We start from the raw sequence: 24,525 nt of genomic DNA, 5'->3' as shown, positions 1-24,525 counted from the left end.
GGTTATTCCATCTCCGTCAGGCGTTTGTGATAAACCTCTCTGGCGATCTCCAGGCCTGCCTCTGTCAGCCCAAACGCGAGCGTCAGTGACTGATTATCCCGGTATTTGCTGAGCAGGCCGTGACGGTTCAGCGTATGGCAGGAGCGACGAAAATTGGTATCGGCAACGGGCTGGAGGCGTCCCTTATTGAGGATGCTGAAAAGCTGCATCGCCGGGAACGGGCCCGCCAGCTGACGTTCTGCCAGACCATACAGAACAAACAATACGTCTTTTTGCACACCGGAGAGCCGCATCGAGGGGGCTTTACTTTGCATCTTATTCATGTGTCACGTCATTAAGGAATTAATGACAAAGTAACCTAATTGATGTGAGACATCAATAATATTGTGTTCATAACGGGAAATCAGGAGTCCGAAAAAGAAAATGCCGCTCTTGACGGCGGCTTGTTTTCCCTGGTGTCGGGAGAATTATGGTTTCTGGTCTGGGTCAATGCGCAGGGCGCTGTCTGTGAGCAAATCCAGTGCTGCCGTCAGATGCTGACTCCGCCCGCCGTGATAATCCGGCCACGGAAGAAAGGGTTTTGACGTATCAGACATGAACATGATACCGGTCGGGCAGCGCCACTCCGTGGGGGTTCCCTTGTTGTAATGAACCAGCAGTACTGAACGGTCACACTGCACGTCATTACTGTCATCGTTGTTCAGTACAAAAGTGGCCACGATGCCGGCATCGGGCCTGGACACAAAAAGCAGGCTGTTGGCAAAAATAACGGCAATCACCACTGAGGCAATGGCCGCACCGGTATACCAGAAACGGCCGTTTTTCCAGGCCCGATAGCCATACAGAATGCACAGCAGAATGGCGGCAGCGATACCTGCCCACTGCGCACCGACTGACAGGCGGGAGAGTGCATCCATCGATAACGGCCGGCTCAGCGCATAAAATGTGACAAGGAAAGGTGAAGCCAGCGCCAGCGTCAGCAGAACGAAAACGAGGGGTAAGAAGCGGTTGCCGGTATAGCTCCCATTGCCAAGCGCCGTCATCGTGCGGATCATCTCACTGAACGCCATGATCATCATAAAGCAGCATAAAGCCATGTATAACATTAAAACATCCCCAAACTGTCCGCGTGATATGGCCGGATTTTCGGCCTGTTCCACATAGTCCCGACCCCTTATCGGGGTGCATAGCCCTCTTCAGCCAGTGCTTTCATGATCTGGTTGATTCCATCCATCATCAGATATGCCTCAATATCTGACGTCGCCAGGCCGCGGCAGTCACTGAATCCCAGCCGCTTAACCAGTTGCGCCAGAGCCTGCGCTTCTCTGTGTGTCAGCTGTATATTCACTTCAACGGGTTTTTCGTGGCGAATTTCATCTTTCATGGTCAGAGTCCTTTTTTGATGTTTCGTGAAATGTACCAGGCTTCTTTTGCCTGAGCTACAGCCCAGATCCAGACGAGAGTTGACACAATGCACAGCCCCGTCATGTTCCAGAAATGACCTGTCGTATATTCATGGCCATGAAGCAGGAGGCCGGCGCCGGCCGCCAGGCTCATGACCAGGAAAAGGACGGCTGCGCCGGCGTGATAAATGATGCTGAACATGTAAAACCCCCTTCTGGCGACGGTAGCGCCAGTCTCTGTCTGTATTAAATGGTCGCCGCCTGCCGGGCGTCTGCCTGCATCATGGCGTCAATCAGGGCGCCGGCGCAGGCAATATTCAGGCACGTCATGTTCGATTTCAGGGTCGCCATCATGTCCGCGCGGCTTCTTTTCAGAAACGGCTGCAGCGGACCACGATAGCCCTGTGAGGTCACGATAATCAGCTGAGTGGCCGCATCATGCAGTGCCGACACGCCGGCCAGAATATCCTGCTCAGCCGCGCTGATATACACGGGTGAACCGGCGATCACAAAGCGATCGTCCGGGCAGCGTTGCATCAGCTCAGCCAGGGAGGCGCAGCGGCCCGCCAGCGGGGGCCGTGCCGTCAGTGAGCCCCAGACGGTCGCCGGCGCGAAGGGCATGGCGTGAAACGTTGCCTCATACGCGACCGCCGGATCGGTATGGTGGCGCAGCCCCAGACCGGCCGACATGGCCCACAGCTCGATGCCCGGCCACCGCGCCGCGATACCGCGGGCACGCAGCCAGTGTGCGCCCCGGTAAAGCTCTCCCGTTTCCAGCACCCTGCCAGGACGGCGGGCAGCCTGGGCGATCAGCCTGTACCAGCCGTCAAAGGCGTCATCAAGGGAAGCGTCGCCCGGAAAAACGGTATCCTCCACGCTGCCCGCCTTGCGCCGGGTACAGGTGGTGATGAGGTGAAGACGTTTGTTCATTCAGTGCCTCCCGGCTCTGGTGCGTCTGTGCCTGCCGCGCGCGGTTCGCCGGGCCGCCGGGCACGAATATCGGGCAGACCCCGGCAGGCATCGTTCCAGTGCGTGCCCCGATCGGGGTTATTGGCCAGCTTACTGATCCAGGTTTCTGACACATTCCAGCGGCGGGCCAGCTCCTTCTGCTTCCAGCCTTTCGCCCTGAGCAGCGCCCGCCACTCCTGCGGGGAAAGCGGCGCCGCCGTGATGCCGGCCGCATGACAGGTCGTTTTCATCGCGTATGCTCCCGGCCCTAATCCTGCCCCGGCCGTGCCGGCTGGATTTGACGCAGTATTGTTGTTGCCTGCCATCCCGTAAACCCGAAGGTATCGGCCAGTTCGCCGGGCAGTGACGCGGCCAGGCGCGGCAGTTCGTCCGGGGATTCATTGTGAAAGACAAAACTGACCCCCTCATCCCTGATGCGCGACATCAACATTGCAATAAGCCGGTGCGGTCCCTCATGGCTGGCGTATTCCGTGACCTTTTCAGTAAACCGCCGGGGATTGCTGCAGCTGATACCCCGGTCGGCCAGGAACGCCAGAAAGCGCTGCAGGAAACCGGGGAGATCCCTGGCGGTCAGGGCGGGTTTCAGCACCGCTTCTGCCTGGGCCTGTGTGAAGCCAAACGCCGCCGCCAGCTCAGGGGAAAAGTCCGGCGTGTCAGCGCTGGCCTCAAAAATGACGCCATCGTTTATGGCCTGCTGCATGTCCGGGGGCATATTCCCGATCATATTTTCACGCACGCCCCATGCACGGCCGGCGCTTTCGTTCAGTCTCTGCGGATCGCTGCAGCTGACGCCCCGCTCCGCCAGGAACGTCAGGAAACGCTGCAGGACGGCGGCGCCGATCTCGCCGGAGACGGGCGCTTCTCCGGAGGGATAGAAGACCCTGACGTTGGTGTTATCCAGTAAGGCCTGTTCAGCGCCGGCGTCGGACCCGGTGCTTTTTCCGCTCCGCCAGACCGTATTATTTCGACTGACGATGGCCGGATCGACATGTTCGCTGTCCACGATGCTGTTAATGAACGTCACTGACTGTTCTTCGCTGAAATCAAAGTCGTGCTGTAACAGGGACAGCAGCCTGTCATGCCAGTCATCTTTCACGCGATTGGCGGCATTAACCATGAACGTGACGTTCAGTACACCGGCCAGTAAACAGGCAGCCTGGTCGGCCACATACAGGCTGAAGTATTCCAGCACCGCCTGTTCAAATGCAGCGGGATCGCAGCAGACCACTTCTGCAGATCCCAGCGACTGCAGAAACCGCCGGGTGTTTTCGGTCACAGCGTCGGCGGGATTGAGGGCGATGGCGCGGCCGCGCTGTGACTGGATGTCAAATGTGACGATACGCTCCGTGACGGGCATCCGGCCGTGATCGGCGATGAAGCGGTAAAGCTGCTCCACTGCTTCCGTGGCGGTCATGCCCATTGCCTCCAGACGCAGTTCGGCGCGTTTCTTCAGCTGCTCATCGAGACGCACGGTCAGCTGGGCGTTTTTGGCCCGCTTTTTACGTTCAAAAAAACCGGTCATGCTCCTTCCTTTTTGTACAGTCATTTGGCTTTACATAATGTACAGCCATTTGTACCGCACTTTTGCGCGTGGGACCACATTTTTTCACCGTTGCGGTTTAGCGGTATTCTCCGCAGCGCCGCCACTTATCCACCGTTTCTGTGGATAACGCTATATGTAGTGGCTCCGTCAGCTGGAAACGGCACAAGATATGGTGTCCGCGCCGGCAGCCGCGCGGCCGCTCCCCTGCCTTCCTTTCCCTGTTGATTTCACTTTTTGCGGTATTTACGTTTTTTCCGCAACGACGGCACCGGCGAAAAGGTATTTTCCGGTGGTTGCGGGCGCAAAAGTCACAGGGTGAAAAGATAAGGGCGCGAAGCATTCCGCAATATAAACCGCGTGACAGTCACGCCAGGTGATGGCTACCCGCGGGCGATTCTGTCGATTTAGCTTTTAGTGCTAAATCTAAATATTTATAATTTACGCATGAAACCTAATTTATTAGAGTGTGGTTATTCAGTAAACAACAGCAAACGGAGTGAACGGGATGGAATATGAAGCGTATAAGGTTCGCGGCTACGGCTTCGGACTGAAAAAAGAGATCACCGGCGTGCTGGGGCGTTACCCCACCCTGGAAGAGGCGCAGAAGGTCGCGGATGACTACACGCAGGCCTGCCTGCCGGATAACCTGCCGGACAGCTACGATATGGGCATGGTCCGGCCGGTCGCTGCCGGCGAACCTGCCGCCCTCGATCCGGACGTGTTTCGCGGTCCGGGCTCGCCGTTCATGATCGAGGCCGGCCAGCTAAGCACAGGTCACACCGTATGCCTGGGCAAAGCGGCGGATGGAAAACGGTTATATGTCGGCGGGGAGCATTCCGGTGGCCAGTGAACAATGTTTAACAGAGAGGGGGTTATGATGCGTCAGGGGGTGATTTCCGCCGTTATTTTTTTACTGCTGGCATTGCTGGTCATGATCTACATGCCGGAGGGATATGCAGCGATTAGCTGGGCCATAGGCGCGGTTGTGGTTGTGACGCTGATTTATATTCGTGCCCGTAAAGGAGAGGATTGATGGCCACCAAGCATATTAATGACGAGCTCTGGCATCGTATTGAAGTTCTGACCGTCCGGGCAAATGCCAGGCAAAACCTGATCCGCCCGGTCAAAGAAGCGGACGTGCTTCATCTGGTTCTGCAGCGTGGCCTGGAGCTGCTTACAGACGACGATCTGCTGCAGCTGGGCAAGTACCGCCGGCCCATAGGATTTGTGCTGCGTCGGCCGGGCATGGAGATGCTGAAGCTGGACACACTGAGTATGGCTGACGCTGCTACTATCCTCATGCGCAGCGGACCGGCAACGCTGTGCATCTGGAGTCGTGACGATATCCTGCGGCAGGCCAGTGAAGCGGTGATCCGCGAACGGCTACCGGAAACGGCCCTGCTGTCGGAGGGGGATGACCGGGCCCGGTTCCAGACGCTGCTGCCTGGCGTCTGGAATGCCGCGAACCGGGGCGAAACGGCCGTGATTTCCCTGCGTGCTGACAATGCGGATCTCGCTATTGCACGCATCACTGACCTGATGTGCGAATCCCTGCTGGGTTATAAGGGGCAGCGGGCATACCGGGCAGGTGAAAACGAACAGGGAGAAGAGTCATGAACATGCGAGGCATTCTTTTTGTACTACTTCTGGGAGGTCCGGAGCAAAAACGTGCAGCAGCTGGACAGTCGTGCTGAGCTGACCGGAGATGAGATCAGTGCAATTCAGAAACTGGCCGCGGACAGTTCTCGGACCGACATTTGATGAAATGAATAAGGATATACAAAAGGAGCCCAACTGGTGAGGAAGGGCTCCTTTTAATTACTAGACGTTTTTACTACTTAACTTTCTGTCGGAGTAAACGGAAAATTAATTTGTTAATCACTGTCAGTATAAGTACCCGATAAACGTGGTGCAACTCCGTATCAGAAATTACCGCCAGTGCTTGAATCCAGCGCCCTGAACAGGGCTTCATGAGCGGCATCCAGAAGGCGTCCAGGCAGAAGGACATCATTCACGCGGTAACTCTGGCACTGTTGCAAAGTTAGCGATGAGGCAGCCTTTTGTCTTATTCAAAGGCCTTACATTTCAAAAACTCTGCTTACCAGGCGCATTTCGCCCAGGGGATCACCATAATAAAATGCTGAGGCCTGGCCTTTGCGTAGTGCACGCATCACCTCAATACCTTTGATGGTGGCGTAAGCCGTCTTCATGGATTTAAATCCCAGCGTGGCGCCGATTATCCGTTTCAGTTTGCCATGATCGCATTCAATCACGTTGTTCCGGTACTTAATCTGTCGGTGTTCAACGTCAGACGGGCACCGGCCTTCGCGTTTGAGCAGAGCAAGCGCGCGACCATAGGCGGGCGCTTTATCCGTGTTGATGAATCGCGGGATCTGCCACTTCTTCACGTTGTTGAGGATTTTACCCAGAAACCGGTATGCAGCTTTGCTGTTACGACGGGAGGAGAGATAAAAATCGACAGTGCGGCCCCGGCTGTCGACGGCCCGGTACAGATACGCCCAGCGGCCATTGACCTTCACGTAGGTTTCATCCATGTGCCACGGGCAAAGATCGGAAGGGTTACGCCAGTACCAGCGCAGCCGTTTTTCCATTTCAGGCGCATAACGCTGAACCCAGCGGTAAATCGTGGAGTGATCGACATTCACTCCGCGTTCAGCCAGCATCTCCTGCAGCTCACGGTAACTGATGCCGTATTTGCAGTACCAGCGTACGGCCCACAGAATGATGTCACGCTGAAAATGCCGGCCTTTGAATGGGTTCATGTGCAGCTCCATCAGCAAAAGGGGATGATAAGTTTATCACCACCGACTATTTGCAACAGTGCCGTTTACTCATATATACTTTAGATTGATTTAAAACTTCATTTTTAATTTAAAAGGATCTAGGTGAAGATCCTTTTTGATAATCTCATGACCAAAATCCCTTAACGTGAGTTTTCGTTCCACTGAGCGTCAGACCCCGTATAGTGTTTTGCAGTTTAGAGGAGATATCGCGATGCATACGCGGAAGGCAATAACGGAGGCGCTTCAAAAACTCGGAGTCCAAACCGGTGACCTCTTGATGGTGCATGCCTCACTTAAAGCGATTGGTCCGGTCGAAGGAGGAGCGGAGACGGTCGTTGCCGCGTTACGCTCCGCGGTTGGGCCGACTGGCACTGTGATGGGATACGCGTCGTGGGACCGATCACCCTACGAGGAGACTCTGAATGGCGCTCGGCTGGATGACGAAGCCCGCCGTACCTGGCTGCCGTTCGATCCCGCAACAGCCGGGACTTACCGTGGGTTCGGCCTGCTGAATCAATTTCTGGTTCAAGCCCCCGGCGCGCGGCGCAGCGCGCACCCCGATGCATCGATGGTCGCGGTTGGTCCGCTGGCTGAAACGCTGACGGAGCCTCACGAACTCGGTCACGCCTTGGGGGAAGGATCGCCCGTCGAGCGGTTCGTTCGCCTTGGCGGGAAGGCCCTGCTGTTGGGTGCGCCGCTAAACTCCGTTACCGCATTGCACTACGCCGAGGCGGTTGCCGATATCCCCAACAAACGGTGGGTGACGTATGAGATGCCGATGCTTGGAAGAGACGGTGAAGTCGCCTGGAAAACGGCATCGGATTACGATTCAAACGGCATTCTCGATTGCTTTGCTATCGAAGGAAAGCCGGATGCGGTTGAAACTATAGCAAATGCTTACGTGAAGCTCGGTCGCCATCGAGAAGGTGTCGTGGGCTTTGCTCAGTGCTACCTGTTCGACGCGCAGGACATCGTGACGTTCGGCGTCACCTATCTTGAGAAGCATTTCGGAACCACTCCGATCGTGCCTCCGCACGAGGCCGTCGAGCGCTCTTGCGAGCCTTCAGGTTAGAGGCCGTCGACAATGATAATCTGGATCAACGGACCTTTCGGCGCCGGAAAGACGACGCTCGCTAAGCGGCTGCGCGATCGGCGTTCCAAATCGCTGATCTTTGACCCCGAGGAAATCGGGTTCGTGGTGAAAGAAACGGTCCCCATGCCAGCGAGCGGAGACTATCAGGATCTCCCCTTGTGGAGGGGACTTACGATCGCGGCGGTCAGGGAGATTCGAAGGAATTACTCGCAGGACATCATCATCCCAATGACGCTCGTGCACCCGGACTATCTGACTGAGATACTCGACGGGGTAAGGCGGATCGACGATCAGCTGCTGCACATCTTTCTGACGCTCAACGAGGACCTATTGCGTCACCGGATCGCGAACCAGACCATGCATCCTGACCCGAATCGAAATGCGGAGATTCGAGAGTGGCGATTAGCGAATGTCGCCCGATGCTTGGCCGCAAGGGAACGGCTTCCATGCACAACCCGTGTTCTCGATAGTGGTGCACACACCAGCGATGAACTCGCAGCGATGGTGCTCGACGGAATCGATGGGCGCACCTGATCGCCTTCGACGCCTGCGCAAAGCGTAGCGCGAGGGTGGCGGGCTCACGACCAAACGCCCAGAGGTCGATCATCGCAGGGATGTTTGGCTTTGTGGTGCGGACGACGGGACTCGAACCCGTACTCTCACAGAGAAGCAGATTTTCGTACCACCTCGACTTTCGCCGCCGTCTGATGACGTTCGTGGTCTGGACTGTCCCTTCGCCATTGCCCGAAGGCTTTAGGCGCCGCCCGTCCAGTCTCTACACCTTCCCCCGAAGGGGCTTGGCTCGGGATTGGCTTAGGGTATTGCCCGTTAGCGTTCCCCGACTTTGAGCGGTTCTACTCCGCGGATTTCCCCGCGGGCACTCCAATTTTAAAGTCTGCTGCGTCTACCGATTTCGCCACGTCCGCCTTTTTTCGCCGTTCCTAGCGCTCGTGCGATGCACCTATGTTGCACCTAGCGCCGAATCGTTCTTCGTCATCCTGAAAAACCACGTCTCCTAAAGCCTTGCATAGCTTATCTTTTCTCCACCACGAACTTTTTTGTGGGATGGTAGAAAAAAAGACTTTTTAAGTCCGCTGGCTTGCCAGGCCTTGTTAGCTTGTACGGTCATGGTTATCGGGTAAAGAATATTGACGGCATCGCTGGTGTCGGTGGCTGAAAAGCCGGCTCCCATCAGGGCAATAGCCATTTCAGATGCAGGCGTACAGGGCAATGGTCAACAGCTACAGCCTGTCTGACGATTCCGGCGTCATGGCTGCGGCGGCTATCACGCATTTTTTGTTCGGTCAGGCGGTGTTTTCGTACCTCAATGGTTGGAGCGTGTTGATCGGACCTGGTACAGGTTTGGACAGCACGGGCTGCAAATACGCAAGGGATTTAATGGGCCTGGTGGCGTTCACGGCTTTTATCGTGACGTTTCTGTTCAGGGGCTACTCATAATCTCGTGGCTCGGCGGTTCCCGGCACACCATGACAGTAAGGAAGGACCCTGTGTCTCAACTCTCCCAGCTTCGAAGCCCCGCCGCCGTGCAGGCTGCCATCGATGAGTTCGTGCAACTGGGCCGCACGAAATTCCTGGCGCGCCACGGCTACGGCAAGTCCCGCGACTTCCTGGTACGTGATCCGAAGACCGGCACCGATTGCGATTCCAAGGCCATCGCCGGTGTGGCCTTCGGCAAGCAATTTCCCGAGCAGGGCCCGCTCACTGCTGACAGCTTCTCCGGTGGCGAGACGACCGTCGTTCCGGCGCTGACGCGGCTCGGGTTTCGCATCATTCGCATCGGCGAAGACTGGTCCGAAGAAGAGGTCCTGGCCACGGTCGAAGACTATTTCGACATGCTGCGTGCCGAGGCGGCTGGGGAGCCGTACCACAAGTCCGAGCACAACCAGGCACTGCGCCAACTGCTGAACGGTCGCAGCAAGTCTTCAGTCGAGCTCAAGCACCAGAACATTAGCGCCGTACTCGATGCCCTGGGCCTGCCCTATATCAACGGCTACAAGCCACGCGGCAACAGCCAACTGCTGCTGCGTAAATCCGTACACGCCTACGTTCTGGAACATCAGCAGACGGTCGGCGCTCTTGTCGATGCCCTGGAGGAGGTAAAACTTCCGGGTGACAAAACCTACCGAGCGGCTTTGGTAGAACCACCCGCCCGTGAAGTGCTTGTGCGTACCCCGGCATCTCTACGGCAACGCCTACCGCGAAAGTTCGATTATGCCGCTCGCGATGAAGCCAACCGCAAGCTGGGCCGGGCAGGGGAGCAGTGGGTGATTGGCTACGAACAGCAACGCCTGACCGAGCTCGGCCACCCAGAGCTTTTTCAGCGGCTGGATTGGGTGTCCGACACCCAGGGAGACGGTGCGGGGTTCGACATCCTGTCGTTCGAAGAGGACGCCCATGAGCGCTTCATCGAGGTGAAAACCACCAATGGCGGGGTAGGCTCGTCTTTCTTGGTCAGCCACAACGAACTCGAATTCTCCAAGGAGGCGGGCGATCAATTCCATCTGTATCGCGTGTTCCAGTTTCGGGACGGTCCGCGCCTGTTCACGCTACCCGGCGACCTCAGCCAACATGTGCATCTCAAGCCGACGGACTACCGGGCGAGTTTCCGGAGTTTGGTGGGGTAAAGGCAGGGTTCTGTTGAGCCGAATGGCTGTGTGCGGCCGATTCTGTTGAAAAAGTAGCGGCCTCCCCATGCCGTTGGCAAAATTGCTTTGTCAGCGAGCGTGGGGGCGAACAGCATGATGGGACAGTTACCGGGAGGACAGCAGCGCCTGTTCTACTCGTTCAATCTGGAAGATCACGTCCCGGCCCAACATCTCCTGCGCAGCATCGACCAGTGCTTGGATCTCAGTGATCTACGTGCCTACCTGGCAGATTTCTATAGCCCCATCGGGCGTCCCTCGATTGACCCGGAGTTGATGGTGCGCATGCTGGTCGTCGGCTACTGCTATGGCATTCGTTCCGAGCGGCGATTGTGCGAAGAGGTGCACCTGAACCTGGCCTATCGCTGGTTCTGCCGGTTGGGTCTGGAAGACGAAGTCCCCAATCACTCGACCTTCTCGAAGAATCGCCATGGGCGTTTTCGTGACAGCGATCTATTCCGCTGGTTATTCAATGAGGTGCTGCGGCGCTGCATGGCAGCCGGCCTAGTCAAGGGTGAAGGTTTCGCCGTCGACGCCAGCATCATTAAGGCGGATGCCAGCCGGCAACGTGGGGTGGCGGGAGATGAGGTCGATTGGAACGATCCAAAGCTCAGCAGCCGCGCAGTGCGCGAGTACCTCGAAGCCCTTGATGAAGAGGCGCTGGCTGAGGCTCTTCCCAAGAAAATTTCGCTCACTGATCCTCAGTCCCGTTGGACAGCAGCGCCAGGTGGCCCGGCCTTTTTTGCCTACTCCACGAATTACCTGATCGACACTGAGCACGGTGTGATCATGGACGTGGAAGCTACCCCGGCGCACCGTACCGCCGAAGTCGATTCGACTAGGACGATGGTCGAGCGTGTCGAGGCGCAGTTCGATCTCACACCGGAACGCCTTATCGGCGATACCGCTTATGGCACCGCCCCGATGCTGGCCTGGATGGTCGAAGAAAAGGACATCGAACCGCATGTGCCGGTGTGGGACAAGACCGAGCGCAAGGACGACAGCCTCTCCAGTAACGACTTTCACTGGAGTCAGGACGCCAATGAATATCGCTGCCCAGCCGGCAAACCGCTACGCAGTGAATGGCGCGCCTTCACCCAGCAAAGGTCGCGGGTAACTAAGGCCAAAACCGTCATTTACCGCTCCAGCCAAACCGACTGCGCCACCTGCCCGTTGAAAGCGAAATGCTGCCCCAACACGCCGAATCGGAAGATCGTCCGCAGCATCCATGAGGCTGCCCGCGACGTGGCTCGACGCATCGCCAAGACACCGGAGTACCTCGTCTCTCGCTGCGAACGAAAGAAGGTGGAGATGCTTTTCGCCCACCTCAAACGGATCATGAAACTCGACCGTTTACGACTGCGTGGCCTAACGGGTGCCACTGACGAATTCACCTTGGCTGCGATGGTGCAGAACCTGCGCCGCATGGCCAAGCTTTTGCCTCAAGGGCCACCGCTGACGGGATAGGTATGCCTGCTACGAGCAGAAACCCTCAAATTAACCCTTAAACCTGAGCAAGGACGCTCAGTGAAACGCCGGAAGGCAACTTGAAGTGGCTTGCAGCCACTTCGACAGCAGGCACACCTGATCGGCAGGCTGCCGCTAAAGCTACTTTTTCAACAGAATCGGCCGATTTGTGCCGGTCGTCAAGGACCGCTTCGGATCACTCTCAACCGGATCGCGGGCCAGCTGATTTGCTAAAACCCGCGCCAAACTCAACGAAGGATTTCGCATGATCCGTTTTTTTTGGCGATCACGCTCGGCCTGATGGTTGGCTGCTCGTCGAGTTCAAGTTCGATCTGATCAGTGAGCGGTAGCGCAAGTGGATCGCCTCAGCCAAGCAGCGTTGTTGCCGGCGGCCGGAAGAAAGCCTTGAACTAGTAGCGGAAAGGATGAAACTTTATTTTTACGATTCTCAGCATTTTCCAAGGTTGAGCGAAAATTAGGATGATACTTTAATGATTCCGGCCTCCATCCCCACAAAACGCTTGCAGATGGCAGAATTGAAATAAGTCATTGTTTTAAATGGATTTTTGCAGGAATTGCTACGTTGCAGGGTCCTGTAGTTAGGATGACACTTTATTTTCCTCCCACAGGCCTCGTGATACGCCTATTTTTATAGGTTAATGTCATGATAATAATGGTTTCTTAGACGTCAGGTGGCACTTTTCGGGGAAATGTGCGCGGAACCCCTATTTGTTTATTTTTCTAAATACATTCAAATATGTATCCGCTCATGAGACAATAACCCTGGTAAATGCTTCAATAATATTGAAAAAGGAAGAGTATGAGTATTCAACATTTTCGTGTCGCCCTTATTCCCTTTTTTGCGGCATTTTGCCTTCCTGTTTTTGCTCACCCAGAAACGCTGGTGAAAGTAAAAGATGCTGAAGATCAGTTGGGTGCACGAGTGGGTTACATCGAACTGGATCTCAACAGCGGTAAGATCCTTGAGAGTTTTCGCCCCGAAGAACGTTTTCCAATGATGAGCACTTTTAAAGTTCTGCTATGTGGTGCGGTATTATCCCGTGTTGACGCCGGGCAAGAGCAACTCGGTCGCCGCATACACTATTCTCAGAATGACTTGGTTGAGTACTCACCAGTCACAGAAAAGCATCTTACGGATGGCATGACAGTAAGAGAATTATGCAGTGCTGCCATAACCATGAGTGATAACACTGCTGCCAACTTACTTCTGACAACGATCGGAGGACCGAAGGAGCTAACCGCTTTTTTGCACAACATGGGGGATCATGTAACTCGCCTTGATCGTTGGGAACCGGAGCTGAATGAAGCCATACCAAACGACGAGCGTGACACCACGATGCCTGCAGCAATGGCAACAACGTTGCGCAAACTATTAACTGGCGAACTACTTACTCTAGCTTCCCGGCAACAATTAATAGACTGGATGGAGGCGGATAAAGTTGCAGGACCACTTCTGCGCTCGGCCCTTCCGGCTGGCTGGTTTATTGCTGATAAATCTGGAGCCGGTGAGCGTGGGTCTCGCGGTATCATTGCAGCACTGGGGCCAGATGGTAAGCCCTCCCGTATCGTAGTTATCTACACGACGGGGAGTCAGGCAACTATGGATGAACGAAATAGACAGATCGCTGAGATAGGTGCCTCACTGATTAAGCATTGGTAACTGTCAGACCAAGTTTACTCATATATACTTTAGATTGATTTAAAACTTCATTTTTAATTTAAAAGGATCTAGGTGAAGATCCTTTTTGATAATCTCATGACCAAAATCCCTTAACGTGAGTTTTCGTTCCACTGAGCGTCAGACCCCAATAAGCGCCTAAAACGCTCTCTGTGGCCTTCACTGCAAAAAGAGCAACATTCCCCTGTCTTCACCCTGTTTAACGCGCCTGAGAGCGGCTGACGTGGATAACCGCGGCTAAATCGATCCTCTTTTCCCTGTTAATTTTAAAACGGGCAGCTGGCACCGGTGCTGATTGCCTGAAAGGCATTGCACGTCAGTGCAGACGATTATCCTGCCAGACTGCCCTGCAGATGGCTCTGTGGCCACATTACCCCCTGGCTACTGCGAGCGGGCGGTGTGACGTTAGCGGCACACCGGGCGCGTGGGTAGTAGCGTTGACGTCAGGGGGGCGTGTCGCACCCCTGCCGTCTTACGGGGGTGTTCATAGTTACAACATCCATCATGCTTTTTTCTGCCGAGCCGTTGGCTCGGCGGGGAAAAGCACGGTGGGGCAAAGAAGAATCCGGACTGGAGGTTTCTGCTGGCCACCCTGCCCGGCATTTGCCGGGTGCTAACCTGGGAGCATAGCGACCATTCTGGCCGTCGTGCCGCGTAGCGGCGCTGAAAGGCCAGGCATATTCCCATAATCCACAGAAAATTGAGCCTGAATAACAGTGATCTCTTTATTGAATAAAGATCTTTTTAAAGAAGTTAAGAGTGTATTGCAGCTTGTTTTGACCACGATTGCAGGTGACTTTATTTCCTCCTTTGCGGATAACTGTGGATAGTGGTGATTTCGCTGCCGGTTATCCACCGGCGGCGCCAGAACGTCAAAAAATCACGTTGGCCACACGTTAAAACTGGAGGAAATTTGAGCAGGTCGCGCCGGCTGGCCAGCACGAAAACCGCCAGGCGGCGGTAAGAGAATTACAGGGGGAGAAAATCAGTGATAATCAGGGGGACCGGATTCCCTCTCCAGCCCCAGATCGAGCTGATACAGGTGGCTGCGTACTCGCTGGGTAAACTGCTCAGGCGACAGCGCGTGCAGTTCGTCTTTCGGCAGCGTCCGTATCAGATGAACGGACATGGCGTAAGCCCGGTCGTCATAGGGCTGTTCTGCCAGCGCTTTCAGCTTCTTCTCGCGCTTACCCTTCAGGGCGGCTTCACGCCGGCGAACCAGCGTGGCGTGCATCATTTTTTCATACCAGCGCCGGCGCGCGGCTTTAACAGAGATTTCTTCCGCCTGGCCATGTTCATCACGGGTTATCCAGCCTGCAGCTTCAGCGGCCACCTGTTCGGCCTGCTCCGCATACAGCTTATCGAGATCAACACCGATCATCTTCCAGAGGCGTTCCGTCAGCACCACATGCTTGGGGAACCACTTGCGGTTAAACGGGTCCCATGTGACGCCTTCAGGCAGCGCCAGTAACCCGAATTCCATCATGTGCTGCAGCAGCCGGCAAACCCGCGGTACCGTCACTTTCCGGATCACGTTCCCTTCGCTGTCCTTTTCGCTGAGCTGCCACGCCATTTTACTGAGGTTGATAGTGTCAATATGGGTAGCCCGGTCAACGGTGCTGACCAGGAGCGGCACAATCGCATCGAGTAATTTCTCCCGCTCCGGGCGGAAGTCGCGCTGCCGGCCAGCCTGCTCGCGCAGCTGCACGAAGTACGGGTGGCGGCTGATCCGCATACGCAGACTTAACGCGCCCGTTTTGCGATCGCGGCGAACAAGGCGGTTGTAGGCATGGCCAAGCTGGCCAGGGAGCTTTTTGAAATTGTCCGGTCGGTACCAGCTGGGCTCCGGGCAGAGACACGCCGTTGAGTGCGTACCGCGACGACGGCGGGTTTTGCGCACGGGCCTGGTGCCTTCATCGAGAAGCAGCTGCAGGGGCGATTCTTTAGGGGACTGGCTTTCAAGCCAGGAGATGAACTCCGGCGAAAGACCTTCTACTGACTCAATGTCAGAAAGCTGTAGGTATGGATTCTTTTGATTCACCAGCCCCTGCACTTATTGGCCGGGCTGTATTGCAATAGGGTACGCATTTGCTATAATCCTTTCTGCCAGCAAGGCAGTTTGCGCCCCCTGATTTCATCTCTGACCGGCCAAAGTGAGAGGATGAATCAGGGGGTTTTACTTTTTGTGGCTCCTGCCACACCCCAAGCGGTACATCTCCGGGCCGCTCTTCCCGTGCTAAATTCTGTAATAACCCCGTAAGGTTATGTAAACGCCGCTTAACATATCATGCGTTTCTAAGCGGGGCAATACCTGCGAACCCGCTTTTACATAGTAAGATCACTCTTCAGAATCGTCAAATTTCAATCCGTCGTAATAACTTTTGACAAGAAATTCAATGACTTCAGCCTGAGTGAGTTTTTTAACTTTTGTGATCTCTATCAACATTCTTTTTGCATCTTTGGGGAGATAAAGGTTTAACTGGTCGTGTGTTTCCCGGATACGGTTCCGGTACTCTCTCTGGAACTCCGGGTTACTCTTCTGTTCCTGGCGCTCAGTAACTCTGTTCACTACTTCCTCCCACAACATACGACTATAACCACTTGAGTATACACAAAAAACCCGCCATATTCGGCGGGTTAAACTCAATAATTGCTGTTTATGAACCATCCAGCGTCTGTCAGTTTACTCTTCAGATGCTGATAGTTTTCATCCCTATTTTTATGCGTTCTGCAGATGATTTCCATATCCCTGTACGCTTTATTGATATTTGGAGCTGTGATCGTTATCGTCGTAAGCCCCGTATTTCGCAGGTTTATGATTAACTCCCTGCCGACTGACTCCCATGACTCGACTGTTTCGGCTTCAAAAAATAGCCGCTCACGTTTAATACTGGATGTGGCATACAGGGATGCTACTCCTATGATTCCAGTACTGAAGTCAAAGCCGATGTAAGTTCTCCGGGCCAGGTCATAGTGCTCGCAGTCCTTATGAGGCTCGAAGAAACCAGAGTTCTTCATTGAAGCAGTTACTTGGTAGAGCTTGCGGCTCCTGAAGTCCTTTTTCAACATCCAGATCAGCACTGCATCGATCACAAAGATACCGACTGTACTAAACCAGTGCTCCTGAATTGAACCGTCTCTAACCGTCCAGTATAAGCCGCTCAGAAACACGAAAGCGCTAACGAACAGAAAGAGGAATACAAACATCATCCAGAGCCATGATGCGTAGTATCCAAGCCTTTTAGGACGCGCATTGTTACTAATTTTCTTAAAGTCAGTGTTTGATAACGCATTCATATTTAAGCTCCTTTGATGCCGTCCTTGCTCTTATCTACACCTGCGTCAGGATTAAATTGCTTAGGGTTGTTACGGTTCATATTTTTGGCTCCACGACCGAACGCAGCAAAGATGTCATGAACATGGTTCTGCATATCACCCAACACTGAATCGTTCATCTTCTGTCCAATCCAGTTTATAACATAGTTCGGCATCCTCGCAGGAAGTGCAAATACGCGAGCCACCATACCTGTGCAAAGCCTTGCATATAACATCAAAAATCCGATCGATGACAGCAGGCCAGTGAAAGAGTCAGACTGGACCTGTTCCATAGCGAATTTAAACATCATGTTTAACGCTGTTCCCAAAGCTACGATGGCCAGAGAAGCAAAAATAAACCCCATTACCATGAGCATCGGCCGAATCATTACATCGATAAGGAACACATAACCATATGTACTCCGCTCATCATTACTCTGGCCAATGTTGATATGGGTAGCTGCCCACAGGGAAGACGCCAATACACCTGTCATAAGCGTAACCAGCCAATCTGCCATAGCAACAAACCAATAAATCATCGGTATAAACGGCAGCCAGATAGATAGTGCAAGACCGATACCAAAGAGGCTATAAAACAGCGGGTAAACCAAGAACGAAACCGATTCTAATACGCCAGCAATAGCATCTCGAATCCCTGTAAGTTTGTTCATCATTCCCGCAGCAAAACCGGGTAGACTCTTCCCTTCTGAAACCTTCACTGCAACATTGATAGCGGTCCAACTGGCGAGTCCAACCTCAGCTACACCTAACGTGTAATCGCCGATAGCTTTCATTTTGAGTAAAGGGTTGGTCACGTCACTGTAACCATCACCAGTGCCGTAGTTACTCGTTGCAAGCCAGTTTGTAACGTTGAAGTCGAAAATTTTTGTAATAAGGGACGTTCCGTCTCCAGTTGTGGCGGCATTTTCAAGGCTTTTTTGATCAATGTTCCTTGCAAGTGCGTTAGATTCGGTGCCAAGAGGCGGCGTATAATTACTATTTTTCAGTTGAGAATGGTAAGCCTGGAACAAGCCTTTAAAGTAATCGATAGAGCCGATATCGCCATCGTTACTCATTCCTGAAACTACCGGCTTCAGGTTAGCAACATCTTTCATCTCGGTATTCGCAGTAGCTAATGTGTGATAGTACACACCAAGATATAGCCACCCTTTCTCTTTGATATCCGACTCCATTTTTTGAACAATTTCGTCGTCACCGGCTGCTGAATTAGCAGCATGTTGAACCTGAAGCTGGTAATCACGCGCAGCAGTCTGGATCGCGCTTTCAACATCTGGCAGCTCACCGTCCCCGGAACGCATTTTTGCCATATATGCTGCATTAAACTGCTCTGCAGCAGTCTTCATTTTTCCCCACAACGTGTCCGTTGCTTGTTGCTGAACGCTGTAGACGGAATCCGCATAACCGCTAGCGAAGATAGAAGTCCATCCTGCTGGACGTTGTGGCAGCGAAACGGTCCCACATACAGCTGAGCCGTTGTTTACAGATATAGAATATGTGCTGTCACCTGTTTGGTATTGCATTCTGGCGTTATTCTCATAATGTTGGCCAGAAGCCTCCATTTGAGCAATCCCCTGATTTACACCCAAAGCACAAAGGTTTGTTTCAAACATCCCTTTTGCAACAGACGCCATTTCTGGCATAACAGGGGCTATATAGACAGCTTTACCACTCGCTAATTCCGAAGCCGTTTTATCTGCAATAACATTGGCAGATCCTACGCCAATGATTGAACCGCACCATAGAAAAAGCAGCTGCGCCACAGACCAACCGACAACGGTAGGTACAAGCAACAACCACCCAAAAGTCGTTTTAACAATTTTGAATGCGTTATTGCCATCACCCTCAATGAAACTTCCCAACTGACCTGCCTGGTGAAGTTTCTTAATGCTGATTATCCCCATATAGACAAGGGCAAGAATCGCGATAACTTCGTTGACAGTGAAGAAAACGTTATTAAGTAAGCCATCGCCGGAAGGGCTAAACGGATTATTAACTACCTCACCAAAAACGGTATGTAACATTTGACGCGATAGGTCACCTGAACGTTTAGCCGCTTCAGTTATGCCATCAATCCCCAAATCCGCTGAATATGAAGGCGACGCCACAACGAAAAGAGATAGAAGCAACCTTTTTAATTTACTCATGTGGCCCCCGCTCTTGACCAGCCTGCGAAAAATTAAATGTATTACGCACTCCCCCATCATTAAGGAAATAACGTAACGTACCTTGCTCTGCATCAGAGTGAGCCTGGTTTCGTAACTGCCACCCCATGAACTCACATGTGAGAGCCTTAATGAAAGTAAAGATCCCAGCAGCAAACAGGACGCCACAGGTGAGAGTTGCTCTTAACAAGCTCATGTTCGGTGAGCCATTTAGAAGCAATCTGGCATAACCAGACGTTAAAAAAAGCAGAATGAGGACTAATGCAAAAAAACAACAAAGCCAGTATTTCTTGTATAAACTGGCCTTATCCAACAATTCTGATACAGGTCTATTGCTCCGTTTCATAACTTCGGCGAACGGCTGATTTGCATCAGAATCAACAGGTGGACCATCAAGGTTTTTTATTTGCTTCTTAACGAATGAAGCCCGCTGAAAGAGCAGGCTGAATGTTTGCTTTACTGACGCGATAATAAAATATATATCGCTGATGCCAGTAATATAATATATCGTTCGTTTAGCCTTCCCTTCCGGGAGGTCATTGACACCTGTTACAACATCAAGGCCTTTTTTTAATTTCCCTGATTTGGCTGTGTCTTTATCCCCTGTTTTATTTTCGTCGGTCATTTTCTGGATACTCCCGCGTTCACACTCTCCAGCTGTGCTGCCAGCATCGGTTTGTATGTTTGATATGCGTCGTTCGCCAGGATCTGGCCAAGCAGCACATTTTGTTTCTCCAGCTGCTGTTTGGTTTTCAGCACTAACCAGTTGTTCAGATTGGCGATATTGATTTGCTCACGCATCAAATCTTCGGTGTTCTTGTTGGTCAGCGTCGCCTGGTAAGCAGGGTTGCTGTAACGGCGACCTACTTCGAATTCCTCAAACTCTCTGGCAGACATACGGTTAAGCTGTTTCGCCCTGTTACTGGCCGTCGCCTGGAAATAGGATTCGACTTCCGGCACTTTGCGCGCATCTGCAAGCGCGGCATCAGTGGCCGGGTTCGGTTTGGAGTTGGCGATCATTTCCATCTGAGGTTGTGCGGCCGCGTCGGTGAGCGCCTGGTATTGCTGAATCATGCCCAGGTAAATTCGCCCGCTGGCGCCTTTAACTTCCCCACGACTCAGCTGACGACCAGCACTGCGCAACGCGGTATTTTTCATATAGCGCAGCGCCGCATCTGTCTGCTCATCTGTAAACGTCAGATCAGGTGCCTTGCCTTCTTTGCCGGCGCCATAAAGCAACGAGCTCAGCGACGTATCTGCCCGCGGCATGTCAGATACACTTGGGCAGAATGAAGTCCCACCAAATGCAGCATAATCCGAACTGTCGCAGTACTGGCTGTGAACTTCGGCCGTTGAAGATGCATCCACGTCGGTTGCGCGTGCCGGCACTTCAAAAATAGCCTTAACATCTTTCGCAGAACTGGCGCTTCCCAGCGTTCGCTGACCGCCAGCGGCCGCAGAGGATACCCCCGCGGCGCCACCGCCAATAGACTGCGCACAGATATCATCCGGAACACGGTACTTATCCTGTGCCTGCAGCAGCCGGTCATTACGTTTTTGCTCGACTTCGAACTGTCGGTTAGTTTCAGCCACCTGCTGCATTAATGCTGCCTGGCGATCGCCCTGCTGGCTGATTGCCGTACCAATGTTAATCAGCGTGGCCTGGATATTACCTAACAGGCCATTAGCTGTGCTCAACGCCGGCATAACCTGCGTTGAGATGGGAATGCTGCTGTTAACGTTGACCGTATAGGCAAATGCTGACTGTACGCTGAAGGCCAGAATTGAAACGGCCATCACTGACCGTTTTGCTTTTCCGATTTTTATCATCTGAATCCCCTTCTCACATCAGAAATGATTTCTTTAGCGAGCTTCATCGCCATAGTTTGTGATTCTTCTTCAGAATCACGCTCACCACCCTGATTGACCACCATTTCATCAATGATACTTGATGCACTTCCCATAGGGAATCTATTTGCTAATTCTTCCCTTGCTTTTTTCGTTCCCAGCTCTTCATAAAGCACATCTCTGAGCGCTCTATCTTTTGCAGATGAGTTCAAAGCCCAAAGCAGTTTTGGTCCTAATGTGTTTTTCAGAATGTGGCAAATAAGACCACGTTTTGTTTTAAAAATACCGAGGAATGCAGTACCACTTCCGTCCGGATAAACCCCTTGCGGAAGCTGTCTGAAACGACGCAGGATATCGGCCGGGATGTTGATCTCTAATTGCTTCAGATACTCTTCATCCCCTTCCGTCAGGCGCATCATAAACAGGCTGTTCATGGTTTTAAGCACACTCGAAGGCATATGGCTCAGATACTGAGACGAGAAGGCAGTACGGACGTTGAATTTACGATCTTCAAGGTCAGCGGTGTTCAGCGCATTTTGAATAAAGTCGATGCCGGCAAAGTTATGACACTCATCATAAAAGGTATGTTTAACCTCTTCTGAAAGCTCCCTGATGCGCGCCTGGTGATATGCCCTGTACTGCTCCGGTAAAGCAGGAATGAAGGTTTCTGCGGACTGAGGCAGGTAGTAGTTACGCACAGCCATCTGGCGCGCAAAAAGATACATAATGCCGGACTTGAGCTTACCTGCAGGTGTCGTTCTGTCACCGAGGACGTTTTGCATGTCCAGGATCGCAATGCGAGTCTCCGGGCTGAAATCATAAACCGTTATCCCTGAGAAAATGGCATACTCAGCTGCAGCAGCCTGGAAGCAACGTGCAACGAAGCCTACTACAGGCTCACTCCCATTAACTTTTACGTCAGCGTATTGGTTTTTAAATGATTCAGTTTGTAGTTCAGCAATAAAATCGTGAATGGTTGGCACAGCATAACGCTGAGCAACCGTCGCAGCATGAAGATATTTTTTGGCAAACAGCTTATCAACGACTTCCCACCATGTAGCTCTTTCAAACCAGTCTTCACCAAGCTCTTTATCCAGACCTGATTCTTTCAGAGCTTCATTAATCACCGGGTCGTTATACTTAAACAAGTTAGCACTTGAATGCGCTTTTGCTTTGTATACGTTTGATACAACCTTACTGACGATTTGGCCAACGCTCATTGCATCTGGCGGCTGGCCAATTGCCGGATCAATACAGAATGCGTTAAGCATCTGCTTTAAGAATACTTCCTCAAACTGCGTCAGATACCTTGAACCTAACTGCGTATCGCAGATGTTAATACAGTGCGATTCGTCATTGTTCAGGGTGATACTGGCAATCTGGTGACGTTTCTCTGACGGCAGCTCAGCGCTAATCAGATCGGCGATACCTTTTGCACTGTAGCCCTTATCAATGATGGTCAGATAAGGCAGTTTTTTATCAGCCCGGTAAATCGAACTCAGGTTAAGGCGGTTGGCCAGCACGCTTTTACCGGAACCAGGAACACCGGTGATGACATCGGTAAATTTCTCCTGCAGGGGACTGGCGATTTGATAGGGGAACAGCTTGCCATCGAGCGTGATGAAGTTGATATTGCCTTTACCATGCCAGGGACTGGCCGGACGTTCAAAAGGTAACATCCGCAAGCCTTCACTCAACGGCGGATAATGCAATGAGCCAGGTGTGGCCGTCGTCAGCCCCGGAACGGATGCAATCAGTGCGCTACCTGGATTGCCATATGTCTTGGACACACCTGATACACCCCAGCCTTCAATCGCCTTAGTTAAAGCCGCCAGGTTGCGTTTGGCTTCATCCTTAGTGTCGCCCCAGGTGGCAAAGTTGATGGCCATGATAGCCGTTGGATCGGTTTCGCTCTGGGCCCGGACATAATCCATATCACGCGCGATATTACCGAGTGAGGGAATGAAACGAAGGAAAGATATGATTACTGATGGCCAGAACAGTGCTTTTTTGCCCCCGCCTATAAAGTCATATTTTATCCGGTACGGGATTTTCCGGTTAATCGCGTTGAATAACTGCTTAAATTTGACAGGGTGAAGTGGTGGTAACTCAAGGGCAACAGAGCCGTAATACTTACCATCACAGTAAATCAGGCCACCATCTTCTTCCAGTTCCCCTTCCATGATCTGGATATTCAGCCGCGGCGGCAGCACGGAGTCGATATTGTCTTTCCGTGGGGCGCCATAAATTCGCAGATTTTGGTCAAACGGCGTGCGAGGGTACCAGTTTTCTGATGTTGAATTCCGGAACAGCATCTGACGCATCATTGCGCCAGCGTGTTTGACATCGAGGACATCAACCAGAAGCCCCATTCCTGATTCATCATCCCCCTGAAGCATACCAATCAGGCGCCACAGCATCGCGTCATGCGTGATCTTCAAACCTTCAAGCTGAAATTCGATTGGGTTCTGACTGAAGCGCGTCTGCGGGATATCCTTCAGTACGCCGGCAGCTTTTGCCTGTTCGTTTTTAAGTTCATCCTTCGCAATCATCCCCTTCGAGGTATACAGCACGATGTAAGCGCGTTCACGGCTGTAATGAGCGGCGATTTTTTTTGCGTCATCGGCGATCAGGTCTTTAATGTCTATCTGCAGACGCTCTATTGCTGCTACCTGCGGTTTATAAACATTATTCAGCTCTTCCTGGTTCTTGGTAAAGTCGCGTTCGAACACCACAGACAACTTATGGCCGCTGTTAATAAAGGAATTCGACAAGGAGTTTGATAGGTGCATGATGAAGTCATTAAACGACTTCTCGTCAAACGATGATTTAGCGCCCTGAACCTCAATAACGGTAAGAAAATCGTTGTTCTTAGTGGTCAGAATGTACGGAGCCCTGATTTCAGGATGCTCAACGCGATCCTGCGACGTAAGCCCTACAACCGTTGTCAAATCACAGTATTTTAACGAGTCATTTGATGTCAGATTGCGTGAGATACCTTCGATCACATCCTCAAAGAAAGAAATCATTTAAAACCTCTCTTACCCTTGTAAATTTCATTCCAGTCACTTACATCCGGCAATTCGTCTGACTCTGCAACAGAAGCGACAAACTCATCGTCAAAATTCATGGGAAGTAACTGATGGTGTTTTTTTATCAGGTGCAGTAAATCGTATCCATCATCACTGCCGGTTTCGTTTAGAACTACGTCAGTTGTGCTGAGCAATATCTGTTTAAGTTTCTTCGCCTTTTCACGGTAAGAATCGTCCGTTGACTTTTCCGCCTTTGCAATTGAACGAAACAGCAGGCTGTAGAGTTTTCGGTTTGTATTTCTCTTCAGCAGAAGTCCGGTTTGAGTCTCTAGTTTCATTTTCTCCGGATGTTCGAGCGACAGGCATACAGAGCAAAGCATTCTCTCTTTCTGTCCATCTTCTGCGAGGGAGAAAACATCTTTGCTCTTTATCCCGCACACATGGCATCTGGCAGGTTGTTCATTCCTGGTGAGCTTAAAATCTTTCATGAGGGAACTCCGGTATTG

27 protein-coding genes are annotated in these 24,525 nt (G+C 52.5%); 9 read left to right on the top strand and 18 right to left on the bottom strand.

Translation table 11 applies throughout. The annotated features are described in order from the left end of the window. Positions 1 to 2: 2 nt before the first annotated feature. The 7 genes from AC4OVS_RS00900 to AC4OVS_RS00870 all read right to left on the bottom strand — a co-directional run bounded on the left by AC4OVS_RS00900 (position 3) and on the right by AC4OVS_RS00870 (position 3,894). On the bottom strand, positions 3 to 323 hold the full coding sequence (locus tag AC4OVS_RS00900; protein WP_004187415.1) for a hypothetical protein: 321 nt from the start codon (positions 321 to 323) through the stop codon (positions 3 to 5). A gap of 144 nt (positions 324 to 467) precedes the next feature. Beyond that, a complete protein-coding gene (locus AC4OVS_RS00895) occupies positions 468 to 1,106 on the bottom strand; it encodes a hypothetical protein (protein ID WP_040027915.1) in 639 nt (212 codons plus the stop codon). Between the two features lie 68 nt (positions 1,107 to 1,174). Continuing rightward, positions 1,175 to 1,384: a DUF7706 family protein gene (locus AC4OVS_RS00890; RefSeq protein WP_004187413.1), complete on the bottom strand. Its 210-nt coding sequence runs from the start codon at positions 1,382 to 1,384 to the stop codon at positions 1,175 to 1,177. Positions 1,385 to 1,386: 2 nt separating this feature from the next. Then, the gene (locus AC4OVS_RS00885) at positions 1,387 to 1,605 is read right to left on the bottom strand and encodes a hypothetical protein (RefSeq protein WP_011091034.1); all 219 of its coding nucleotides are present in this window, start codon (positions 1,603 to 1,605) and stop codon (positions 1,387 to 1,389) included. Positions 1,606 to 1,649: 44 nt separating this feature from the next. Continuing rightward, entirely contained in the window at positions 1,650 to 2,333 is a 684-nt protein-coding gene (locus tag AC4OVS_RS00880; protein WP_011091035.1) for a hypothetical protein, read from the bottom strand. Further along, positions 2,330 to 2,602: a helix-turn-helix domain-containing protein gene (locus tag AC4OVS_RS00875; protein ID WP_011091036.1), complete on the bottom strand. Its 273-nt coding sequence runs from the start codon at positions 2,600 to 2,602 to the stop codon at positions 2,330 to 2,332. Before AC4OVS_RS00875 ends, AC4OVS_RS00880 begins: the two co-directional genes overlap by 4 nt. A gap of 17 nt (positions 2,603 to 2,619) precedes the next feature. Next, positions 2,620 to 3,894 (bottom strand): type II toxin-antitoxin system RelB/DinJ family antitoxin, encoded by a 1,275-nt coding sequence (locus AC4OVS_RS00870; RefSeq protein ID WP_012579093.1) that lies wholly within the window; start codon positions 3,892 to 3,894, stop codon positions 2,620 to 2,622. Positions 3,895 to 4,420: 526 nt separating this feature from the next. Here AC4OVS_RS00870 and AC4OVS_RS00865 point away from each other — a divergent pair. From AC4OVS_RS00865 to AC4OVS_RS00855, 3 genes are read left to right on the top strand one after another with little or no spacing between them, the layout of a single operon-like run. Then, positions 4,421 to 4,765 (top strand): hypothetical protein, encoded by a 345-nt coding sequence (locus tag AC4OVS_RS00865; protein WP_045626298.1) that lies wholly within the window; start codon positions 4,421 to 4,423, stop codon positions 4,763 to 4,765. Between the two features lie 24 nt (positions 4,766 to 4,789). After that, entirely contained in the window at positions 4,790 to 4,948 is a 159-nt protein-coding gene (locus AC4OVS_RS00860; protein ID WP_163584230.1) for a hypothetical protein, read from the top strand. After that, a complete protein-coding gene (locus tag AC4OVS_RS00855; RefSeq protein WP_004187403.1) occupies positions 4,948 to 5,532 on the top strand; it encodes a hypothetical protein in 585 nt (194 codons plus the stop codon). The genes AC4OVS_RS00860 and AC4OVS_RS00855 overlap by 1 nt, the downstream gene beginning before the upstream one ends. A 461-nt stretch (positions 5,533 to 5,993) precedes the next feature. Here AC4OVS_RS00855 and AC4OVS_RS00850 read toward each other — a convergent pair whose 3' ends face one another. Continuing rightward, positions 5,994 to 6,698, bottom strand: coding sequence for an IS6-like element IS26 family transposase (locus tag AC4OVS_RS00850; RefSeq protein ID WP_001067855.1), 705 nt, complete (start codon positions 6,696 to 6,698; stop codon positions 5,994 to 5,996). 232 nt (positions 6,699 to 6,930) lie between these two features. On the opposite strand from AC4OVS_RS00850, the gene aac(3)-IId reads away from it, so the two are divergent. Both aac(3)-IId and AC4OVS_RS00840 read left to right on the top strand, forming a co-directional pair. Continuing rightward, positions 6,931 to 7,791, top strand: a complete 861-nt coding sequence (gene aac(3)-IId, locus AC4OVS_RS00845) for an aminoglycoside N-acetyltransferase AAC(3)-IId (protein WP_000557454.1) — start codon at positions 6,931 to 6,933, stop codon at positions 7,789 to 7,791. A 12-nt stretch (positions 7,792 to 7,803) separates the two neighbouring features. After that, positions 7,804 to 8,346: an AAA family ATPase gene (locus tag AC4OVS_RS00840; protein WP_000587837.1), complete on the top strand. Its 543-nt coding sequence runs from the start codon at positions 7,804 to 7,806 to the stop codon at positions 8,344 to 8,346. A 481-nt stretch (positions 8,347 to 8,827) separates the two neighbouring features. Here the strand turns inward: AC4OVS_RS00840 and AC4OVS_RS00835 are convergent, their stop codons facing one another. After that, positions 8,828 to 9,019 (bottom strand): hypothetical protein, encoded by a 192-nt coding sequence (locus AC4OVS_RS00835; RefSeq protein WP_000951934.1) that lies wholly within the window; start codon positions 9,017 to 9,019, stop codon positions 8,828 to 8,830. A gap of 23 nt (positions 9,020 to 9,042) precedes the next feature. On the opposite strand from AC4OVS_RS00835, the gene AC4OVS_RS00830 reads away from it, so the two are divergent. The 4 genes from AC4OVS_RS00830 to AC4OVS_RS00815 all read left to right on the top strand — a co-directional run bounded on the left by AC4OVS_RS00830 (position 9,043) and on the right by AC4OVS_RS00815 (position 13,623). Beyond that, positions 9,043 to 9,270, top strand: coding sequence for a hypothetical protein (locus AC4OVS_RS00830; RefSeq protein WP_000248278.1), 228 nt, complete (start codon positions 9,043 to 9,045; stop codon positions 9,268 to 9,270). 50 nt (positions 9,271 to 9,320) lie between these two features. Beyond that, complete coding sequence (locus AC4OVS_RS00825; protein WP_000080861.1) at positions 9,321 to 10,457, top strand: protein NO VEIN domain-containing protein; 1,137 nt, start codon at positions 9,321 to 9,323, stop codon at positions 10,455 to 10,457. A gap of 114 nt (positions 10,458 to 10,571) precedes the next feature. Further along, on the top strand, positions 10,572 to 11,942 hold the full coding sequence (locus AC4OVS_RS00820) for an IS1182-like element ISCfr1 family transposase (RefSeq protein WP_000971921.1): 1,371 nt from the start codon (positions 10,572 to 10,574) through the stop codon (positions 11,940 to 11,942). A gap of 820 nt (positions 11,943 to 12,762) precedes the next feature. Beyond that, complete coding sequence (locus tag AC4OVS_RS00815) at positions 12,763 to 13,623, top strand: broad-spectrum class A beta-lactamase TEM-1 (protein ID WP_000027057.1); 861 nt, start codon at positions 12,763 to 12,765, stop codon at positions 13,621 to 13,623. A 1,003-nt stretch (positions 13,624 to 14,626) separates the two neighbouring features. Here AC4OVS_RS00815 and repA read toward each other — a convergent pair. The 9 genes from repA to AC4OVS_RS00770 form a co-directional block, all read right to left on the bottom strand. Beyond that, positions 14,627 to 15,682: a plasmid replication initiator RepA gene (gene repA / locus AC4OVS_RS00810; protein ID WP_011091086.1), complete on the bottom strand. Its 1,056-nt coding sequence runs from the start codon at positions 15,680 to 15,682 to the stop codon at positions 14,627 to 14,629. Continuing rightward, complete coding sequence (gene repB / locus AC4OVS_RS00805; RefSeq protein ID WP_011091097.1) at positions 15,679 to 15,729, bottom strand: IncL/M-type plasmid replication leader peptide RepB; 51 nt, start codon at positions 15,727 to 15,729, stop codon at positions 15,679 to 15,681. The genes repA and repB overlap by 4 nt, the downstream gene beginning before the upstream one ends. 250 nt (positions 15,730 to 15,979) lie before the next feature. Further along, positions 15,980 to 16,210, bottom strand: coding sequence for an IncL/M type plasmid replication protein RepC (gene repC, locus AC4OVS_RS00800; protein WP_011091085.1), 231 nt, complete (start codon positions 16,208 to 16,210; stop codon positions 15,980 to 15,982). Positions 16,211 to 16,284: 74 nt separating this feature from the next. Continuing rightward, positions 16,285 to 16,938, bottom strand: coding sequence for a hypothetical protein (locus tag AC4OVS_RS00795; protein ID WP_011091084.1), 654 nt, complete (start codon positions 16,936 to 16,938; stop codon positions 16,285 to 16,287). Positions 16,939 to 16,940: 2 nt separating this feature from the next. Then, complete coding sequence (locus AC4OVS_RS00790) at positions 16,941 to 19,121, bottom strand: DotA/TraY family protein (RefSeq protein WP_004187492.1); 2,181 nt, start codon at positions 19,119 to 19,121, stop codon at positions 16,941 to 16,943. Further along, positions 19,114 to 19,764 carry a hypothetical protein gene (locus AC4OVS_RS00785; RefSeq protein WP_011091083.1) on the bottom strand — a complete coding sequence of 217 codons (651 nt, stop codon included), beginning with the start codon at positions 19,762 to 19,764 and terminating at the stop codon, positions 19,114 to 19,116. Before AC4OVS_RS00785 ends, AC4OVS_RS00790 begins: the two co-directional genes overlap by 8 nt. Continuing rightward, on the bottom strand, positions 19,761 to 20,969 hold the full coding sequence (traW, locus tag AC4OVS_RS00780) for a conjugal transfer protein TraW (protein ID WP_011091082.1): 1,209 nt from the start codon (positions 20,967 to 20,969) through the stop codon (positions 19,761 to 19,763). The genes AC4OVS_RS00785 and traW overlap by 4 nt, the downstream gene beginning before the upstream one ends. Beyond that, a complete protein-coding gene (locus tag AC4OVS_RS00775; protein WP_011091081.1) occupies positions 20,966 to 24,016 on the bottom strand; it encodes a putative type IV secretion/conjugal transfer ATPase in 3,051 nt (1,016 codons plus the stop codon). Before AC4OVS_RS00775 ends, traW begins: the two co-directional genes overlap by 4 nt. Then, positions 24,013 to 24,507 (bottom strand): hypothetical protein, encoded by a 495-nt coding sequence (locus AC4OVS_RS00770; protein WP_015243645.1) that lies wholly within the window; start codon positions 24,505 to 24,507, stop codon positions 24,013 to 24,015. Before AC4OVS_RS00770 ends, AC4OVS_RS00775 begins: the two co-directional genes overlap by 4 nt. Between the last annotated feature and the right edge of the window lie 18 nt (positions 24,508 to 24,525).

This window comes from Enterobacter sp. 4974935 (genome assembly GCF_058661735.1).
The sequence above is the reverse complement of the archived record's forward strand: the minus strand, read 5'-3'. Positions and strand labels throughout refer to the sequence as shown.

Bases quoted from the DNA above. Each gene is read 5' to 3' on its own strand.
- AC4OVS_RS00900 (WP_004187415.1), bottom strand. From the start codon at position 323: ATGAATAAGATGCAAAGTAAAGCCCCCTCGATGCGGCTCTCCGGTGTG.
- AC4OVS_RS00895 (WP_040027915.1), bottom strand. From the start codon at position 1,106: ATGTTATACATGGCTTTATGCTGCTTTATGATGATCATGGCGTTCAGT.
- AC4OVS_RS00890 (WP_004187413.1), bottom strand. From the start codon at position 1,384: ATGAAAGATGAAATTCGCCACGAAAAACCCGTTGAAGTGAATATACAG.
- AC4OVS_RS00885 (WP_011091034.1), bottom strand. From the start codon at position 1,605: ATGTTCAGCATCATTTATCACGCCGGCGCAGCCGTCCTTTTCCTGGTC.
- AC4OVS_RS00880 (WP_011091035.1), bottom strand. From the start codon at position 2,333: ATGAACAAACGTCTTCACCTCATCACCACCTGTACCCGGCGCAAGGCG.
- AC4OVS_RS00875 (WP_011091036.1), bottom strand. From the start codon at position 2,602: ATGAAAACGACCTGTCATGCGGCCGGCATCACGGCGGCGCCGCTTTCC.
- AC4OVS_RS00870 (WP_012579093.1), bottom strand. From the start codon at position 3,894: ATGACCGGTTTTTTTGAACGTAAAAAGCGGGCCAAAAACGCCCAGCTG.
- AC4OVS_RS00865 (WP_045626298.1), top strand. From the start codon at position 4,421: ATGGAATATGAAGCGTATAAGGTTCGCGGCTACGGCTTCGGACTGAAA.
- AC4OVS_RS00860 (WP_163584230.1), top strand. From the start codon at position 4,790: ATGATGCGTCAGGGGGTGATTTCCGCCGTTATTTTTTTACTGCTGGCA.
- AC4OVS_RS00855 (WP_004187403.1), top strand. From the start codon at position 4,948: ATGGCCACCAAGCATATTAATGACGAGCTCTGGCATCGTATTGAAGTT.
- AC4OVS_RS00850 (WP_001067855.1), bottom strand. From the start codon at position 6,698: ATGAACCCATTCAAAGGCCGGCATTTTCAGCGTGACATCATTCTGTGG.
- AC4OVS_RS00840 (WP_000587837.1), top strand. From the start codon at position 7,804: ATGATAATCTGGATCAACGGACCTTTCGGCGCCGGAAAGACGACGCTC.
- AC4OVS_RS00835 (WP_000951934.1), bottom strand. From the start codon at position 9,019: ATGGCTATTGCCCTGATGGGAGCCGGCTTTTCAGCCACCGACACCAGC.
- AC4OVS_RS00830 (WP_000248278.1), top strand. From the start codon at position 9,043: ATGGTCAACAGCTACAGCCTGTCTGACGATTCCGGCGTCATGGCTGCG.
- AC4OVS_RS00820 (WP_000971921.1), top strand. From the start codon at position 10,572: ATGATGGGACAGTTACCGGGAGGACAGCAGCGCCTGTTCTACTCGTTC.
- AC4OVS_RS00815 (WP_000027057.1), top strand. From the start codon at position 12,763: ATGAGTATTCAACATTTTCGTGTCGCCCTTATTCCCTTTTTTGCGGCA.
- AC4OVS_RS00795 (WP_011091084.1), bottom strand. From the start codon at position 16,938: ATGAATGCGTTATCAAACACTGACTTTAAGAAAATTAGTAACAATGCG.
- AC4OVS_RS00790 (WP_004187492.1), bottom strand. From the start codon at position 19,121: ATGAGTAAATTAAAAAGGTTGCTTCTATCTCTTTTCGTTGTGGCGTCG.
- AC4OVS_RS00785 (WP_011091083.1), bottom strand. From the start codon at position 19,764: ATGACCGACGAAAATAAAACAGGGGATAAAGACACAGCCAAATCAGGG.
- traW (WP_011091082.1), bottom strand. From the start codon at position 20,969: ATGATAAAAATCGGAAAAGCAAAACGGTCAGTGATGGCCGTTTCAATT.
- AC4OVS_RS00775 (WP_011091081.1), bottom strand. From the start codon at position 24,016: ATGATTTCTTTCTTTGAGGATGTGATCGAAGGTATCTCACGCAATCTG.
- AC4OVS_RS00770 (WP_015243645.1), bottom strand. From the start codon at position 24,507: ATGAAAGATTTTAAGCTCACCAGGAATGAACAACCTGCCAGATGCCAT.